16 protein-coding genes and 1 pseudogene are annotated in these 16,292 nt (G+C 60.2%); 5 read left to right on the top strand and 12 right to left on the bottom strand.

Annotation, left to right across the window (positions count from 1 at the left end; all coding sequences use genetic code 11):
- Positions 1-3 precede the first annotated feature (3 nt).
- The 4 genes from GVK95_RS03220 to GVK95_RS03205 form a co-directional block, all read right to left on the bottom strand.
- Positions 4-2,235: a chemotaxis protein CheA gene (locus GVK95_RS03220; protein WP_159946486.1), complete on the bottom strand. Its 2,232-nt coding sequence runs from the start codon at positions 2,233-2,235 to the stop codon at positions 4-6.
- Positions 2,236-2,251: 16 nt separating this feature from the next.
- Positions 2,252-2,617 (bottom strand): chemotaxis response regulator CheY1, encoded by a 366-nt coding sequence (gene cheY1 / locus GVK95_RS03215; RefSeq protein WP_159946484.1) that lies wholly within the window; start codon positions 2,615-2,617, stop codon positions 2,252-2,254.
- The gene (locus GVK95_RS03210) at positions 2,614-2,913 is read right to left on the bottom strand and encodes an STAS domain-containing protein (RefSeq protein ID WP_007604187.1); all 300 of its coding nucleotides are present in this window, start codon (positions 2,911-2,913) and stop codon (positions 2,614-2,616) included. Before GVK95_RS03210 ends, cheY1 begins: the two co-directional genes overlap by 4 nt.
- Before the next feature lie 134 nt (positions 2,914-3,047).
- Entirely contained in the window at positions 3,048-4,802 is a 1,755-nt protein-coding gene (locus tag GVK95_RS03205) for a globin-coupled sensor protein (RefSeq protein ID WP_348532443.1), read from the bottom strand.
- 477 nt (positions 4,803-5,279) lie between these two features.
- Here GVK95_RS03205 and GVK95_RS03200 point away from each other — a divergent pair, with 477 nt between their 5' ends.
- Positions 5,280-5,567 carry a DUF2934 domain-containing protein gene (locus tag GVK95_RS03200; protein WP_159946482.1) on the top strand — a complete coding sequence of 96 codons (288 nt, stop codon included), beginning with the start codon at positions 5,280-5,282 and terminating at the stop codon, positions 5,565-5,567.
- Positions 5,568-5,692: 125 nt separating this feature from the next.
- The gene (glgA, locus tag GVK95_RS03195) at positions 5,693-7,144 is read left to right on the top strand and encodes a glycogen synthase GlgA (RefSeq protein WP_200844217.1); all 1,452 of its coding nucleotides are present in this window, start codon (positions 5,693-5,695) and stop codon (positions 7,142-7,144) included.
- Positions 7,145-7,188: 44 nt separating this feature from the next.
- Here glgA and GVK95_RS03190 read toward each other — a convergent pair whose 3' ends face one another.
- On the bottom strand, positions 7,189-7,476 hold the full coding sequence (locus tag GVK95_RS03190) for a hypothetical protein (protein WP_159946478.1): 288 nt from the start codon (positions 7,474-7,476) through the stop codon (positions 7,189-7,191).
- Between the two features lie 111 nt (positions 7,477-7,587).
- Here GVK95_RS03190 and GVK95_RS03185 point away from each other — a divergent pair, with 111 nt between their 5' ends.
- On the top strand, positions 7,588-7,887 hold the full coding sequence (locus tag GVK95_RS03185) for a hypothetical protein (protein ID WP_159946476.1): 300 nt from the start codon (positions 7,588-7,590) through the stop codon (positions 7,885-7,887).
- Positions 7,888-8,069: 182 nt separating this feature from the next.
- Here GVK95_RS03185 and GVK95_RS03180 read toward each other — a convergent pair whose 3' ends face one another.
- A complete protein-coding gene (locus tag GVK95_RS03180) occupies positions 8,070-9,746 on the bottom strand; it encodes a sensor histidine kinase (RefSeq protein WP_159946475.1) in 1,677 nt (558 codons plus the stop codon).
- 149 nt (positions 9,747-9,895) lie between these two features.
- On the opposite strand from GVK95_RS03180, the gene GVK95_RS03175 reads away from it, so the two are divergent.
- Positions 9,896-10,171 carry a BON domain-containing protein gene (locus GVK95_RS03175; RefSeq protein WP_159946474.1) on the top strand — a complete coding sequence of 92 codons (276 nt, stop codon included), beginning with the start codon at positions 9,896-9,898 and terminating at the stop codon, positions 10,169-10,171.
- A 132-nt stretch (positions 10,172-10,303) separates the two neighbouring features.
- On the opposite strand, the gene GVK95_RS03170 is transcribed toward GVK95_RS03175, so the two are convergent.
- A complete protein-coding gene (locus tag GVK95_RS03170) occupies positions 10,304-10,570 on the bottom strand; it encodes a hypothetical protein (RefSeq protein ID WP_159946473.1) in 267 nt (88 codons plus the stop codon).
- A 316-nt stretch (positions 10,571-10,886) separates the two neighbouring features.
- Between GVK95_RS03170 and GVK95_RS03165 the strand changes: the two genes are divergently transcribed.
- Entirely contained in the window at positions 10,887-11,072 is a 186-nt protein-coding gene (locus GVK95_RS03165; RefSeq protein ID WP_159946472.1) for a hypothetical protein, read from the top strand.
- A 27-nt stretch (positions 11,073-11,099) separates the two neighbouring features.
- Here GVK95_RS03165 and GVK95_RS03160 read toward each other — a convergent pair whose 3' ends face one another.
- The 5 genes and pseudogenes from GVK95_RS03160 to GVK95_RS03140 form a co-directional block, all read right to left on the bottom strand.
- Positions 11,100-12,218 (bottom strand): GH25 family lysozyme, encoded by a 1,119-nt coding sequence (locus GVK95_RS03160; protein WP_159946471.1) that lies wholly within the window; start codon positions 12,216-12,218, stop codon positions 11,100-11,102.
- Positions 12,219-13,054: 836 nt separating this feature from the next.
- Positions 13,055-13,528 carry a nuclear transport factor 2 family protein gene (locus GVK95_RS03155; RefSeq protein ID WP_159946470.1) on the bottom strand — a complete coding sequence of 158 codons (474 nt, stop codon included), beginning with the start codon at positions 13,526-13,528 and terminating at the stop codon, positions 13,055-13,057.
- A pseudogene (locus tag GVK95_RS03150) lies at positions 13,525-14,147 on the bottom strand (pyridoxamine 5'-phosphate oxidase family protein). The gene GVK95_RS03155 and the pseudogene GVK95_RS03150 overlap by 4 nt, the downstream one beginning before the upstream one ends.
- 67 nt (positions 14,148-14,214) lie before the next feature.
- Positions 14,215-15,201, bottom strand: coding sequence for an MBL fold metallo-hydrolase (locus GVK95_RS03145; protein ID WP_159946469.1), 987 nt, complete (start codon positions 15,199-15,201; stop codon positions 14,215-14,217).
- 122 nt (positions 15,202-15,323) lie between these two features.
- Positions 15,324-16,043 (bottom strand): alpha/beta hydrolase, encoded by a 720-nt coding sequence (locus GVK95_RS03140; RefSeq protein WP_159946468.1) that lies wholly within the window; start codon positions 16,041-16,043, stop codon positions 15,324-15,326.
- Positions 16,044-16,292: the final 249 nt, after the last annotated feature.

Raw genomic sequence — 16,292 nt, 5'->3', positions numbered from 1 at the left:
AGACTATCCTGCGACTGCTAGTGACATTTCCTGCTTGAGGGACTGGCCGCGCGAGGCGGCAACGACGGCATCCACATCAAGGATCAGCGCCACGCGTCCATCACCAAGGATGGTTGCGGCGGCAATGCCCGGAACATGGGTGTAGTTCGCTTCCAGCGACTTGATGACGACCTGACGCTGCCCCTGGATAGCATCGACCATCAGAGCGCGCTGTCCGCCACCTTCCGATTCAACCAGCAGCGCCACGCCTTCGACAGGATTGGCCTGGGTTCCGCGGAAATTCAGGATCCGGCCAACATCCACCAGCGGGCAGAAGCTGTCGCGGATGGAGATCAGCCGCTGGTTGGCGCCGAAGGAGTGGATGTTGCGCGCTTCCGGCTGCAAAGTCTCGACGATAGCCGTCAACGGAACGACGAGGGTCTGGCCGGCGACCGTGACGACCATGCCGTCGAGGACGGCGAGCGTCAGCGGCAGGCTCATGGTGAAGGTCGACCCCAGGCCCGGACGCGAAGTGATCGAGATGCGGCCACCGAGTGCCTGGATCGAACGCTTGACCACGTCCATGCCGACGCCGCGGCCGGAAATGTCGGAGATCTTGTCGGCGGTCGAGAAGCCCGGCGCAAAGATCAGGTTGTCGATCTCTTCGTCGGTCAGGTTGGCATCGGCCGCGATCAGCTCGTTGTCGATCGCCTTCTGGCGGACGCGCTCGCGGTTGATGCCGGCACCGTCGTCGACCAGTTCGATGACGATACGGCCGGAGCGATGCTTCGCCGTCAGCTTGATCGTGCCTTCCGGCTCCTTGCCGGCGGCCGCGCGCTTCTCGGGGCTTTCAATGCCGTGGTCGACGGCATTGCGGATCATGTGGGTCAGCGGCTCGGCCAGCTTGTCGATGACCGTCTTGTCGACTTCGGTATTTTCACCTTCGGTGACGAGGCGGATCGACTTGCCAACCATGTCGGCGACTTCACGGACGATACGCGACATGCGCTGGAAGACCGGCTTTACCGGCTGCGCACGGATCGCCATGACCGAGTCCTGGATCTCGCGGGTGAGCTGCTGCAGCTCCTCGAGGCCCATGTTGACGGCAGACGTGCCGGTCGCATCGTTCTCGATGACGCTCTGCGACAGCATGGCCTGGTTGATGACGAGTTCGCCCACCAGGTTGATCAGGCGGTCGACGCGGTCGAGATCGACGCGGATGGTCTGGCCGGCGGCGTTGTTGGCCTGAGCGGCAGCGGCAGCAGCGGCGGCCGCGGCGGCGGCTGCCGGCGATTCCTTCTTTTCGGCCTTGGCGGCAGCAAGCTTGCTGACGCGGGTGGCGGTTTCGGCAGCGTCTACAGCCGCATTGACCGTTTCGGCAGCGACCATTTCCGGACCGTCGTCGAGCGCCGACAGGTCGAACGGTACAGGGATCATCGGAAGCTCTTCGCCGGCTGGCTTGGCTTGTTCCGTCTCGATCATCTTGATCTCGAGGTCACAGTCCCATTCGGCGAATTCGAACACGGTCCGAATAGCCTCTTCGCCCTTTTCCGGCTTGATCTGGATTTTCCAGGCGAAATAGGCTTCTTCCGGGTCCAGGTCATCAAGCGATGGCAGGTCGTCCATGATGCAGCTGATGCTCATTTCGCCGGTGCGCGAGAGATCGCGCAGCAGGAGAGCAGCTTCGTTGCCCTTGGAATACAGCTCGCGACGCGGCTTGAAGCTGACCTCGAAGCTCGACAGGGCGGCCGCTTCCTCTTCTTCTCCGAAACCGTCGAAGGAGAAGGGAACAGGCTGGAAGCCGTCGTCTGATGCAGCCGGTGCCTTGGCGACAGGGGCTGCAGCCGCCGGAGCAGCGTGGGCCGCCGGCATTTGGCCGTTTGCCAAGGCTTCCAGTTCCTTGACCAGGCCGCTGGAGCGGGACGCATCGACGCTGCCACCATCGCGGGCGGCATTGGTCAAGTCAGCCAGTACGTCGGCCGACTTGAGCATCACCTTCATCACTTCCGGGCCAGGTTCCAGCTTGTTGGAACGAACGCAATCAAGTGTCGTTTCAAAGACATGCGCAAAGGCTACCAGGTCATCCAGACCGAAAGCACCTGCGCCGCCCTTGATCGAGTGAACCGCGCGGAACACGGCATTCACCGTCTCCGGGTCACGATCCCCGTCATTCATTTTCAGAAGACCGGATTCCAGTTCTGCAAGCTGCTCCTCGCATTCCTGGAAGAAGATCTCTTTGATTTCGTTCATATCCATAGGAGAAAATCCCGGCTTAGGCGGTTACACGCTCGATGGCATCGATCAGCTTGGTCGGATCGAACGGCTTGACGATCCATCCGGTTGCACCAGCCTGGCGCGCGCGGTTCTTCTTTTCCGCGTCGCTTTCCGTGGTCAGGACCAGGATCGGGATGGCGCGGTATTTCTCGTTCTTGCGAACGCCTTCGATGAAGCCGAAACCATCGAGACGCGGCATGTTGATGTCGGTGACGATGACGTCCGGATTGCACTCTTCGAGCACTTCGAGACCTTCGATGCCGTCTTCGGCCTGGATGGTTTCAAAGCCGGCATTGTTGAGGGTCACCAGAAGCATGTTTCGGATGGTTCTGGAGTCATCCACGGTAAGCACTTTTTTCTTCATTGCCGAATCTCCTTAGCGAGCAGATGGTCGACGTTCACGCCAATCAGTTGAAGGGTCTTGAGAAAGGCCTCCGAGGCCTTCCCGAAAGAGAAGGGGTGCTTGTCAGCTTCCCAGGCCTTGGCCGCAGCCATCAGAACCTGGACACACTGTGCGCCGACGCGCTCGACGCCGGAGGCGTCGATGGTGAGCGGGGCGCCGCGCAAGGAGAGAATGTTCGCCTTCAGATTGGAGGCCTCGTTGAGGTCCAGCACTGCCGCGAGTTTCAAACTCTTCTGTTGGCCTTTCTTGACTGCCATCATTTCTTTCCTTGTTTCACGCAGCCGCAGCTATCGTGCCGGTCCAGCCGGTAACCGGTTGAGAAATCCACCATTTGTTCGGAGACATTCGCCGCCTGAGCTTCTTGTGTAGCGCATGGTGGTAAACAATCCCCTCATCCTCCCAGCCCAGCAATCTGGACAGAAAAGCCGAAATCATCATCAAACGGCGTATTGTCGATGTCATTTGCGTCAAGGTTCCGCAGACCGGCAAGCGAAGCGGCTGCCGGCGAAACGGCAAGACGCGACGAGACCGGCTTTGACGGGCGAACCTGACGTTCGATGTGGAATTCGCGGATCGTCTCGCCGAGCTCGAGGATGACCTTGTGCAGGTCGTCCGAACTGTCACTGGAGCGGCGGGCGAGATCGGCGGTTGAAGAGACATCGCTGCCGAGAGCGGCCACGATGGATGACAGGCCGGCAAGGCCGGTCGCCTGGGCATCCGTCTCGCTGGCGATTTCGGAAACGGTGCCGCTGATGCCGCCGACCTGGGTGACTATATCGGCAATGGCGCCTTGCGTCCTAGCGACCATATCGACACCGGCGACGACCTGGTTCTTGGTCGTGGCAACCAGTGTCTTGATTTCGCGCGCTGCATCGGCCGAGCGCTGGGCAAGTGCGCGCACTTCCTGGGCAACAACGGCAAAGCCACGACCACTATCACCTGCACGAGCTGCCTCGATGCCGGCGTTGAGCGCCAGCAGGTTGGTTTGGAAGGCAATTTCATCGATCGCGCCGATGATATGGCCGATCTGTTCGGCGGAGGCCTCGATATCGGCCATCGCCGAAATCGCCTGACCGACCACCAGGCCGCTGGCCTCGACCGACTGGCGGGTGGCGGCCACCGAGGCTTCTGCTTTCCTGGTCTTGCCGGCGCTGCCGCGCACGTCGGATGTCAGGGCATCCAGCGCACGGGACGCCTCGCCCAGCCGCTCGGACTGGGCATCGGCGCCGCTCGAACAGTCGCGTGCGGCGGAGACCATGGCATCGGTTGTGCCGCGGGCCTGCGTGAGTTTTTCCTCTGATGCCAGAAACGCGGTCTGGAGCTGTTCCAGCGCCTCGTTCATGCGGCTGCCGAGGTCGGCATAGGCGTCCGGCACATCGGCGCTGATACGCACGGTCAGGTCGCGCTCCGCCAGGCCTTCGATGATGGGACCAAAAACCGCTTCAACCTCGGCACGATCACGCTCGCGCTGGGCCGCCATGTCACGGTGGTGCTTGACGCGCAGTTCGTTGAAACGCAGGGAGACGGCGATTTCGACATCGACCATGACCAGACGCACGAGCGCACCGGCAAGGTCGGTGACCTCGCGCTGGCGCCGGCGCGCCGAGGGCAGCAGCCCGGAGCCGGCATTTTCGCTGATCACGGCCGTCAGCAGATGTTCGAGAACAACCGCGTGGCCGGCGATGTGCCACCTTGGGTCAAGGCCCATGCGGCTTTCGCTGTCGGAAAGAACCTTCACCCGCTCGGCGTAAAGCGCGTCGAAGCGGGCATCCGTCAGCACATCCCAGTGCGAGGACAGGAGGTCATGGAAACGATCGTATTGACGCTCGCTGGAAAAGGCGCGCGACGCATCGGGAAATGTCTGGAGACGCTGGAAGAGATCACGCAGTGCCGTCTTCACTTGCGGCGATAGCAGGTGGCGGTTCTGGCGCAGCAGTTCGCGGTGGCTGTCATCAAGGCCGGCAAAACGCAAGCGTTCGCCCAGGCTGCCTGCCTGCGCTCCCGTTGTCCGTTCCGTCGGATTGACCTGACTTGCCATAATGCCCGTATTGCCGCGATCTCGAACGAGATCGTCCCTTCTGGGCAGAGCGATGGAGCGGTGGCCGAAACGCGAATGCAAGGTGATGGACCACGTCTGGAGGTCCATCCGCATTCATGGCGAGCCGTCTGTCGAACTGCCTGCATGATTTTTACAGACCGGGTCAAAACCGGTACGACGGGACGGCGTCATGCCCGAAGGAAACTTGGAAAAGTCCCACTCCGACGTGTCCAGCAATCATTATGGTTAATTCCTTGCCTGAAGGTTAATGAATGGTGCCCGCGGAACCGATTTCGCTAATATGCAAGCGAATAGCCGCGCAACGCGTCGTGACTGGGCGGAGACGTCGTAAACAGGCAAGATCTGAGGTCGTTCAAATCCCTCGCTGCGCCGGGAACCGATTGCCACCGCCGGCGTTAAGCGTTTGTCTATCTCTCGCATGAACTGGACGAAGTGGAACAACGACGCAGTACGAGGTCGCCGTTAGTCCCTTCGGATTGCCTGGCTTCGGCCCGCTTCCGGCGGGTCCGGCCTGCTGGGCTGTTCGTGATGACAGGTGAGTGCGGCGGCGAGCGGAGAGAACCCATGAGCGACAGTGACCCCGGCAAAGACAATGACTGGATTGCCCGCAGAGCCTATTTCCATTGGGAGCAAGAAGGCCGTCCCCATGGCCGTGACGGCGATCACTGGCATGCGGCGCTACTGGACTGGCAAATGTTGCAGGCGGCTTCCGACCGAACGATCGACAATGCCGGACAGCGTGTAGCCGAAGCGCAGGCATCGGCGATCGAGGATAGTCTTGCGTGCGGCGCGCGCCCGGCACGACGACAACCGCCGCGACTGGTGAAAGCCGTCAAAGCACCCAAGGGATGACGACCATGGGCGAAGCGGAAATCGGCATCGCTCTGGGGCGGGCACAATTCATCCAACGCATGCGCGAGACGCATCAGATCGAAGGTCAGGCCCGCCTGACCATGGGCGGCATCCCGCATGCGGCTCTGCAGGTGCTTGCGGTGACCTCCGAGATCTACCCGCTGGTCAAGACTGGCGGCCTCGCTGATGTTACAGGAGCGCTGCCCAAGGCGTTGCAGCGCTTCGGCATCGAGACCCACACGCTGGTTCCGGGTTATCCTTCGCTTCTGGCGCTGACGCGACAGCATCCGCCCTTGATGGCATTCGACGACCTGCTCGGCGAAAAGGCCATGCTGCGGCATCTCGACATAGACGGGCTGAGCCTGTTCGTGCTCGATGCGCCTGCGCTTTATGAACGCGATGGCGGGCCATACGTGGATCAGGACGGCACCGACCACCCGGACAACTGGAAACGTTTTGCCGTATTGTCGCTCGCGGCCGCCGAGATTGCGGCGGGTGCCCTGCCCGGCTGGCAACCCGACCTCGTTCATTGCCATGACTGGCAGGCGGCGCTGACGCCTGTCTACATGCGCCATATCGGCTCAAGCGTGCCCGTGGTGCTGACCATTCACAACCTCGCCTTCCAGGGCCAATACTCGTCCACGCTGCTGCCCTATATCGGGCTGCCGCCGGAAGCCTATTCGGTCGATGGGCTCGAATATTTCGGCGATATCAGCTATCTCAAGGGCGGCTTGATGACCGCCGATCACATCACCGCCGTCAGCCCCACCTATGCACGTGAAATCCTGTCGCCAGCCTTCGGCATGGGATTGGACGGCGTGCTGAATGCGCGGCTCGATCGGCTGCAGGGCATCGTCAACGGCATCGACAACGATGTCTGGAACCCGGCCACCGACAGCTACCTGCCCTTTCGCTATGACACCAAGACGCTGCGCAACAAGAAGCGCAACAAGGCGCTGCTGCTGGAGCGCTTCGGGCTCGAGCCCGGCGACGGACCGTTGTTCTCGGCAGTGACCCGGCTGACCTGGCAGAAGGGCATGGACATGCTGGCCGAAGTGGCGGATGAGATCCTCTATCGCGGCGGTCGCCTGATCGTGCTGGGTCAGGGCGACCACGACATCGAGAACGCATTGAAAGCCACAGCCGCCCGGTTTCCCGGCAGAATGGCCGTATCGGTCGGTTACAACGAGCAGACGGCACACCAGATCCATGGCGGTTCGGACGCGATCATTCAGCCATCGCGTTTCGAGCCCTGCGGGCTGACGCAACTCTATGCGCTGCGTTACGGCTGCGTGCCGGTGGTGTCACGCACTGGTGGCCTGTCGGAAACGATCATCGATGCAAATGACGCGGCACTGACGGCAAGGGCTGCGACCGGGTTCCAGTTTCACCCGGTGCGACCGGAGGGCCTGCGTCATGCCTTGCGCCGCGCCGCCGATGCCTTTGGCGACCGGCGTCAGTGGTCGCGGATGCAGCTACAGGCGATGCGTGCGGACTACTCTTGGGATCGCAGCGCGGAAAGTTATGCCGACGTCTATGCGCGCCTGACCGAGAACCGGGTTCGATCGGTCCTCTGATCGCCCCGCCTTAGTAAGCTATTGCTTACTTCTTTTGCCGCAATTCACATCCAGAATTCTGGCCGATAGTCTTCGCCCAACGTCCGGTTGCGGAGCGCTACAGTCTGCTGCAGGGCGGCAATCTCCTCGCTGCTTGCCGCAACGGGTTCTTCGGCGATCGCTTCGAGCAATGCCTGATCCACGGCGCCCTGACGAAGCGCCAGACGCAGGGCCTCCCGCTTGTGCCGTTCGGCTTCAAGCTGGGCGGACAAGGCGAGGATCAGCCTGTCGCGCGGGTCGCTATGACGGCGCCAGCGCGGAGCGCGGACTGTTTCAACTGCCGTATCAACCATGAGGTTCTCCTTTCGCCCACTATTTCAGGTTTCGGATGAAACATTTGACCGCCATCATTGTTCCCCTGCATCATGGGAGGCCACACAGCGTGGCAGAGAGGCGCGAGACCGATGCAAACCGACAATTCAATGCTCGACGGACAGATGATCGAGGGGCGGCTGAACGCTCATCGCGAGATACTCATCTCGCTGCTTACATCAGCGCTGCTGAGGCCCGACAGCACGCTCGAATTGCTGCGCAGTCTGGAGGAAGAGGTGATGATGCACGACGGCGCGGAAGATCCCGGGCTGACCCCGTCGGCGGGCATCGCCCGCGGTGGTGAAAAAAGCGAAGAGATCCGCCAGATCCTCGAGACCGCCAAGGCCCGGGCCGATGCGCTCAGCCGTCAGGCGCAAGCGCAACGCGGCTGAAAGACAGTCAGAAAGTCCGGTTTGACGGCTGCGCCATTCACGCACGTGTCCCCGGCGTGTTCCAGCGTGACCCGAACGGCTAGAGCATTGCCGGCGAAAACGGTGTCGCCTTCAATGCTCTATCTCTTTGTTTTTACGAAATTCCGGACGCAAAACCGGTTCCCACTTTTGCTGGAATTGCTCTAATTGCTGACAAAAGCCTCAAGTGGCGCCACGAGCGACCAGCGCAGTCCTTCGGGATTGAAGTCCATGCTGACCTTGCCGCCAAAGGCGCTGGCGGCATGCCGCTCGACCACGGTCGAACCGAAACCGCGCCTGCTGGGCTCCTTGACCGGCGGGCCGTTCATCTCCGTCCAGGTCACTTCCAGCATGCGCTGGTCTGACTCGGCATCGAGGATTGTCCATTCCACGGCAATCTTGCCTTCCAACACAGAGAGCGCACCATATTTCACCGAATTGGTGGCGAGCTCGTGGAAGACCAGGCCGAGATTCTGCACAGCATTGGCATTGGCCAGCAGGTCAGGCCCGCGCCGTGTGACGCGCTCGGTCGAGCCGACGACCGTCATCAGCTGCAGTTCGACCAGGGTCGACAGGGGAATGCCGCCCCATTGCTGCTTGGCCAGGGCCTCGATCGATTGGGCCAGGCCGGCCAGACGTCCGCTGACGGCGCGCTGGAATTCATCGACATTGTCGGTTCCGCGCGCCAACTGGCGCATCATCGCCTGGACCAGCGACAGGATGTTCTTCGTCCGGTGCACCAGCTCCTGCAGGATGAAATGCGTGCGCTCCTCGGCCTGGGCACGGTCGAAGGATGCGTTGGACAGGGCAAAGGCCACCTGGTTTGCCTCGAGGATCTTGGTGCGTTCGGGCGACACGATGTCGCCATGGCCGATGCGTTCCGCCATGGCGGCGATCTTGCGGATGGCCGAACGCAGCTGATGGGCCGCCGTCAGAACAACGCACAGGCTCAACGCCAGGAATACCAGGCTGCCGATCAGCAGGTTTTTCCAGATGGTGACGAAGGATCCCTGGACGCTCGCCACCGGTCCCCAGATCGCCACGCTCCAGGGTCCGTCAGCGACCTTGGAATAGCCGAGCAGATACTGCACGCCATCCCGGTAGATGATCAGGCTGTTGTTGGCACCATGCATCAGGTCCAGCGAGCTTTGGTCGAACTGGTCGCCGGATGGCCGGTTGTCGGGTCCGCTGGACACGATGACCCGGCCATCGCTATCCAATAGCCCGGCCGTCCAGCCCGGGGGAAGGTTGTCCGTCGACAACAGACTGGCGAGACTGGCGGCATCCTGCGTGAGCACAACCGCTGCCGCATCATTCGCCTTGGCAGGCGGCAAGGGCATCGTCAGGTTGACGACCCAGCGCTTGCTGGTGGCCCCGTAGAAGACGCGCGACAGCTCGGTTTTTCCGGAGCGCAGCGCCGATTGCAGCGAGGCTATGTTGGACATCCTCGGCAGTGCGGTACCGAAAGCCAAACGCGTGTTGAGCAGCTGGCCCCCGTCCGCCCGGACGAGCAGGACATAGAGCGAGCTGCCTTTCAGGCTTTCCGACACGCGGCGGTGAAAGGCCGCCAGATTGCCCTGCTGCAATTCGGCCGAATTGGCCACCAATGTTAGCGTCGTCGCCATGTCCGACACTGCGCGCTCGACATTGCGGCCGACGGTCTGCGCATCCTGGGCTGTCTCGATCTTCAAAGCCTGGAATTGACCCCGCTCAAGCTCGAGCAGCAGAAAAACGACAAACCCGAGCAGGGGCAAGGTCGAAAGCACTGCCATCATCGCCAGATAGGTGCCGATCGACGCGGTCGGAAAAAGCCGCCCGAGATAGCTGGTCAGGAATTTCATGGTCGGGGCCTCTCCACCGCCGGCGTGGGCAGACGCTGCAGCCACAGACAAACACGGATCAGATTTATTCGCAAACAAGCGAACATAAAGCGGGGCGCCGCGTTAGACCCAGTGAAATCTGACCTGCTGAAACATGGAGGATCAACGCAATGGTTTTCAAGCCGCAACGCTTTCATGACGACAAACCTGTCACCGAAACGGAAAATCCGAGTGCGGCGCGCCTGGAGATCGCCGCCGCCAGGGCGCTTGCCGTCTCGCAAGGGCTCGATGCCAGCGAACTGACGGTGGTTGCCAGGGGAACGGAGATCGTGCTCGGCGGCCGGATCACATCGCGTCGCGAGATCGATCGCGCCGTCGACATCATCATGTCTGTGCCCGGCGTGGAAAAGGTGACGGTCACTGTTGCAAGCGACGAGGCCCCGTGACCGGCGGCGGCCGACGTATGCCGAAAACCACGGCTGCGCCGGCAGCCGTGGTTTTGCAATCGATTGTTCGCGTCCGGAACGCCCCTCACTCACCCGCATCTTATCAGATTCTAGACTGCCGTTTCCGAACCGTTATTTCTGCACTGCCGCTTTCTGACCCGCCGCACCAGCCGCGCGCTGTTCGAAAGCCTGCGACATGGCGCCGATTTCGAGCATACCACCCTTCAGATCCTGTTGGCGGAAGATGAAAGTCCGACGCTTGCCGGTCTGCCGGTCCGTATGGGTCTTGGCGGCTTCGACCGCCAGGCGATAACTGGGATAGGCAGCCGACTGCACGCCGTCGGAGACGAAAACCCAGCCGTTCGCCTGGGGAACAATATCACAATATACCTGAGCCATGGCAAACTCCTCCTCATGTCTTTCAAAAACGATTGTCGGCGGCAAAGAGTTCCGAGCCTGGGCAATTATTTTTCGCAGACGTTTATTCCGGCTTCGCGACAATATGCGCGCGCTTGGCTCGTTGCGCTGAGAGGTTCGGGTAAGCCGCGGCAGTAGCGCGGAAACCGGGCAACGACCGGCGGTGAAAAAGACGGGGGCGACCCCTGACCGGAAGCGTGGCGGGAACCAATGTCTTCAGTTGCGGATTGCATACAGGACAGGCTGCGGCACTTGCTTGCGGCAATTGCAACACGCCCACGCACACGAGGAGATGACCATGACAACAACGCCAGGAATACCGAACCCGACACCTGAGGATCTGCCGCCGATGCCCGCACCGGGGTGGATACCGGATGTGCCGATCGAGGAACCGGCACCGGACCTTCTGCCGGACGAATGGCCCAATCCCAATCCCGACGAGACCCGCAATCCTCCGGTGGTCGAACCTGGGAAAGGCGCCTAGCGACAGGGCGACTCAGGACGGTCTATCTCAGCTCGCGCCGCGGCCGGACCAGCGATGCCATTGTTCCTCGCTACCATGGAAGACGTTGAGGTCGATCTTTTCCTTGACGCCATGCGACAGGCCGGAGCCGGAATACTGCCAGAAGATCCACTTGCGGCCCGGATAGACCTTGGACGGATGCTGGGCAACGGCGCGCAGCCAGAAGGGATAGTCGAGGAAGGCATTGCGCAGGTTGTCCTTGTAGAAATCTGGCGCGGTATAGATCACCGGGCGCTGGCCATAGTGGCGCTCGAGCTTATCCATGAAGACCTGCATCTTCTCGCGGACCGTTTCCGCCGAGAGGCGGCGCTTGCAGCTGGATTCGCCATTGTATTCGACGTCGATCACCGGCGGCAGCGCATCGGGATCGCGCGGCACATTGCGGATGAACCAGTCCGCCTGCTCGCCGGCCGTCCGGCACCAGTAGAAGAAGTGATAGGCACCACGCTTCATGCCTGCATCGTTGGCGCGTTTCCAGTTCTTCTTGAACATCGGGTCCAGGTGATCGCCACCGTCGGTCGCCTTGATATAGACGAAGTTCGCACCCTGGCTGCGCAGCTTCGCCCAGTCGATCTCGCCCTGCCAGCGCGAGACATCGACGCCGTGAACCGGATAGTCGCGCGGCTTGGTCTTGCCGAAATTGATCGGCTTGGCATCCTTGAAACGGTGGCTGTAGATGCGCGAACGACCGGCCGCGCCACTCTTCTGACGCGGCGCCTCTTGCAGATCCTGCTGCAGATCTTGGGGAATCGGCGGCACCACCGGTGCGAGCATGGCGACAGGTCGCTCGTTCGGCATCGGCATGCCGGCTGTCATGGTGCTCGACGGCATCGGTGTGCCACCCGGCACGGGTCCGGCCCAGGCGAGCGCTTGTTGATGCGGCTCGGACGAAACGGCGGACGCGGGCGCAATCTCCGAAGCCACATCGGCCATCGGTACCGGTGCCTGCGGGGCCATCCCTTGCGGGGGCGATTGCGGAATCGATGCGGTATTGACCTGCGGAACCGGTCTCGATCCGATCTGCAGGACGTCATCCGGGCCGGACGCGCGGCATCCACCAAGGACAAGGCAGCCGATCACAATCGACGAGACAAGCTTCAAACGCATGGCACAGCTACTCAACACTCAGGCCCGCAAGCCGGAAACCATTGGCTTGGCGGGAACGCGGATACAAATTGCTAACAGAGTTTTACCGGCAAATGCTGAATGCAATCTTTACGAAAGGGAGGAAGTGACCGGCCGACGGCATTGATGACATCGGTACAGGTGTTGTGAACACCCGATGGCAGACAACGGATGACTATTTCCGTTGTCGGGCACTGTGGGATCACTTTTTAGATGAAAATGGTGCTGGACGCAGTTGACTGCGAACCCGTCTCAGCTTCCAGTTTCCCTGATATTGGGCGTTTCACAGGGAAACCGAGCAGCTTTCGGGACAAGAAGCGAAAGCCTCCTGAAATACCGTTGAATTTTCAGTTCCTTAAAGAGCGTTTCCCTATCTATAAAAAGAGGGAAATTTATCGCCAATGAGACCCGTATCAGGGAACCCCTTCAATGGCGTGCAAGACGGAATTTCAATCTACACGTTCTGACATTGGGCACGTCTCTTGCGCAGTTCAGTGGGAGAATTCGCAATCGCAATCTGGCCTACTGCCGGTTTCGTGGACACCGAGTTAAGGTATTTCCAATGAAACTGGAGCGCATGAATGCAACGGAGGAAGTTCAGGTGCGCGGCAGAGAGATCGCGCATCCTCCGTCGATGGGAAGGCATTCGAAGTGCTCTTCATCGCTGATGACTTTCCGGCGAAACGTTGTGCAGGTCGACGAAGGCTTTAAGCTCGATGGCCTTTTCCTCTGTTGCAAAAGAACGTTTTGAAATTTGCGAATTCAAAATGGCTCCCGCGTTGTTACCTTGCGCCGAATGAGATGGAGACACCTTTCGACTAAAAACCCAGCTCGCTCAGCTCAGGATGATCATCTGGCCGGCGCCCTAGCGGCCAATGAAAGCGACGGTCATCCATTCGGATTGGCAAATCGTTGATGCAGGCGTAGCGCTTACGCATCAGGCCACTATCGTCGAACTCCCAATTCTCGTTCCCGAAAGATCTGTACCAGTTGCCACTGTCATCATGCCACTCATATGCAAACCTGACGGCTATTCTGTTGCCATCGAAGGCCCAGAGTTCTTTGATCAGGCGGTAGTCGAGCTCCCGCCGCCATTTTTCCGTAAGAAACGTGACAATAGCCTCCCTGCCATCCACGAACTCTGCGCGATTGCGCCACTGGCTGTCCATTGTGTAGGCTAATACGACCTTGGCCGGGTCACGGCTGTTCCAGCCGTCCTCAGCAAGCCGAACCTTCTCTGCGGCACTTTCGGATGTAAACGGAGGAAGTGGCGGTCTCTGAGAGACGGTCATCTTGTTATCCCTTCTAGCTGTGTTCTCAATGCCGCATTTTCTGCTTCCAATTGTTGCAGCTTCGCACGAAGAGGAGCCACTGCCTGTTCAACCTGCTGTTCGGTATAGCGCGGGATGATGTGCTGTGGGCAATTCCAGTCATATGCCTCTAGCCGAAGCTTGAATATCCGCTCAGCCCGGCCTTTGTAGGTCGGATCGGATACGAGATCTTTGAGTGCCTCGTCGGCATCGAGCGTCAGCCGCTCGACATGTGCATAAATTTTCAGCCGAGCCCGTCGGACATAGTCGATCAGGAACAGACAGGCGCGGTCGTTGGCTGCGAAATTTCCGGCGCTGATATACTGACGATTGCCGCGATAGTCGGCGAACGCCATTGTTTGCTTATCGATGACCTTGAGGAAGCCCTCTTTTCCTCCACGGTGTTGAACGTATGGCCAACCTGTTTCAGACACCGATGCTATATAGAAGCTGTCACGTGAGGCGATAAAGCCACCTCGTTCTCGGTGAAGGTGTCCGACGGACGGTCGTCAGCGCCCAGCCATATCTGGTCCACACCCATATCCGCCTGAGCGGCGCTGACACTTGGGGTCACAGCGACCTCAAGAAAATGATACGGCATGCTAAACTCCATACTCAGGCAGGCCCGCATCACTGTTTAGTGCCGGCCCGCCTCAATCCACAAGTGGTCAGTCCTGCAAGGCCCAGTCGGCGACTTCCCAGCGCATTTGCCCACGATCAGAAGCCACACGGCCGAGCCCCGGGAACGGCATATGTGTGGCGGCGATCAGCGCACCTTCCGAAGCGGCTTGCGGGAAGAAGCGGTCACGCATCGCCTTCGCAGCGGCACGGTCTTGCTCAAACAAGAAGAACACATCGGTTGCGGCGGGATGAACGACCGGGAAAATCATGTCTGAAACCATGATCAAGCTCTTGCCGCCGTCTTCGATCCGGACACCGATATGGCCGGGCGTGTGGCCGGTCAGGTCGACGATCGAGACACCCGGCGCAATCTCGCGCTCCCCGTCGATCGCTTGCAGCTTTGGATATAGGCGTACGACCTCTTCGGCCATCTTGAAGCTGGGCTGCAGGAAATCGGGAGCACCGTTGCGCATGGCCCGGTCGGTCCAATGGATGACGTCGCGACGATCGATATAGACTTCGGCATCCGGGTAGTTGTTCTTGCCGCCCAGAATCAGACCACCCATGTGGTCCTGGTGCATGTGCGTGACAATGACAGCATCAATCTGGCTTGGCTTCAGACCGAGAGTGGCTAGCGCCTGCGGGAGCTGCCCGGTCTGCCCGATTGAACCTGCCGCACCGGCGTCGATCAAGATACGGCGCTCGCCGTCTTCAACGAGATACTGGTTGAAGAGGAACCGAACTCCGCTTGGGCGGGCGGTAAACTGTGCGCCCGCCGCCTTTTCCACCTCAGGGGCAGATCGTCCCGGAAAATAGTCGTAGGGCATATCGGCATACCCATCCGTCAGCGCCGTCACCGTGAACCGGCCGATGCGAATCTGCGCAAATGGTGTTGCTGCAACAGGAACCGTACCGGCTTTCGGTGTCGCCGCTTGGGCGGTAAGGTCACCAAGTACGCTTCCACTAAAAAGGGCTCCTCCGACGAGACCCAGAGGCAGGGCGCCAGCGAAGGCGCGGCGTGAAAGCTGAGGCATGCCATTCTCCTCTGGTTTGGTCGTTGATGTTTGTGGTGCCTTTGAACTTGTCAGCATAAGAAAATTGCGCATGATATCCCCCGGTTGGTGATTGATGTGTTTCCAGCGGCTGATGCTCGGCCTCAGTTCTGCCGAGCCGGCTCAGTTGCGACACTGATGAGCGCTGCAACTGCATCAGGCTGCGACAACATCACGGCGTGGCTACTGCTAACCTCGACAACCTTGGCTGTTGCCCGCGCGGCCATCGCCGCCTGCGCTTGAGCTGGAATCATTCGGTCTTCCGTTGCGAGCAGGTAGAAGGATGGCTTGGCGTTCCACGCTGGCGAAGAGATCTTGCCTTGCACGGCCTCATGTCCCCACGGCCTCTGAGCAGCAGCCAGAAACTGCGCTTCGGAAGGATCTATATCGGCGCCAAATGCCGTCGGAAATTTCTCCTGTTCCACTCGAAAGAAGCCGTCCTTCTGCGGAAGCAAGGGAGCCTTTTCCACACCGGGAACCTCCTGTAACGTCAAGTCGAATACAGATTCACCAGCGTCTGGGACGAAGGCTGCCAGGTAAACGAGGCTCAGGACCTTCTCATCGGTCCCTGCTTCCGTAATCACGGCGCCACCATACGAATGTCCAACAAGCACCACCGGGTGAGCCGCGTCCGCAATCATACCCCTCGTACGTTCTACATCCTGGTCAAACGTGATCGCGGAGTTTTGGACGACAAGGACTTCATAACCATCTCGCGACAAGATCTCGTAGACCTTCCGCCAGCCCGAGGCATCAACGAAAGCGCCGTGCACGAGAACGATTGAGACGGACTTGGGTATGGGTCGGTAGCGGTTAACGGTCACAACGCGAACTCCAAGATAGGATCGATTGACTGATTTACCCGTAGAACGCTCAATAGCGTTAGCCGTTCGGCGGGCAATAGCATGTCCGGTGATCAGGAGTGTCCCGGCTGATGCGGGCGCTCAACCACTCTCTTCACCCCATGTGTAGGGCGGATTGAGCCCACCCTCAATTGCGATCTAGGTCCCTTTCGACTAGACGAAGGGACTGCAAAAATAGACCTTCGTCTATCAATCTTGCCTAACGCAACA

It is taken from the genome of Rhizobium sp. 18065, from assembly GCF_902706095.1.
Lineage (GTDB): Bacteria > Pseudomonadota > Alphaproteobacteria > Rhizobiales > Rhizobiaceae > Allorhizobium.
This window is presented reverse-complemented; position numbering and strand designations above follow the sequence as displayed.

Coding starts and splice junctions, on each gene's coding strand:
- GVK95_RS03145 (WP_159946469.1), bottom strand. CDS start 15,201: ATGCCTCAGCTTTCACGCCGCGCCTTCGCTGGCGCCCTGCCTCTGGGT.
- GVK95_RS03165 (WP_159946472.1), top strand. CDS start 10,887: ATGACAACAACGCCAGGAATACCGAACCCGACACCTGAGGATCTGCCG.
- GVK95_RS03160 (WP_159946471.1), bottom strand. CDS start 12,218: ATGCGTTTGAAGCTTGTCTCGTCGATTGTGATCGGCTGCCTTGTCCTT.
- GVK95_RS03175 (WP_159946474.1), top strand. CDS start 9,896: ATGGTTTTCAAGCCGCAACGCTTTCATGACGACAAACCTGTCACCGAA.
- GVK95_RS03170 (WP_159946473.1), bottom strand. CDS start 10,570: ATGGCTCAGGTATATTGTGATATTGTTCCCCAGGCGAACGGCTGGGTT.
- GVK95_RS03180 (WP_159946475.1), bottom strand. CDS start 9,746: ATGAAATTCCTGACCAGCTATCTCGGGCGGCTTTTTCCGACCGCGTCG.
- GVK95_RS03210 (WP_007604187.1), bottom strand. CDS start 2,913: ATGGCAGTCAAGAAAGGCCAACAGAAGAGTTTGAAACTCGCGGCAGTG.
- GVK95_RS03200 (WP_159946482.1), top strand. CDS start 5,280: ATGAGCGACAGTGACCCCGGCAAAGACAATGACTGGATTGCCCGCAGA.
- GVK95_RS03205 (WP_348532443.1), bottom strand. CDS start 4,802: ATGGACCTCCAGACGTGGTCCATCACCTTGCATTCGCGTTTCGGCCAC.
- GVK95_RS03220 (WP_159946486.1), bottom strand. CDS start 2,235: ATGGATATGAACGAAATCAAAGAGATCTTCTTCCAGGAATGCGAGGAG.
- GVK95_RS03155 (WP_159946470.1), bottom strand. CDS start 13,528: ATGACCGTCTCTCAGAGACCGCCACTTCCTCCGTTTACATCCGAAAGT.
- GVK95_RS03185 (WP_159946476.1), top strand. CDS start 7,588: ATGCAAACCGACAATTCAATGCTCGACGGACAGATGATCGAGGGGCGG.
- cheY1 (WP_159946484.1), bottom strand. CDS start 2,617: ATGAAGAAAAAAGTGCTTACCGTGGATGACTCCAGAACCATCCGAAAC.
- GVK95_RS03190 (WP_159946478.1), bottom strand. CDS start 7,476: ATGGTTGATACGGCAGTTGAAACAGTCCGCGCTCCGCGCTGGCGCCGT.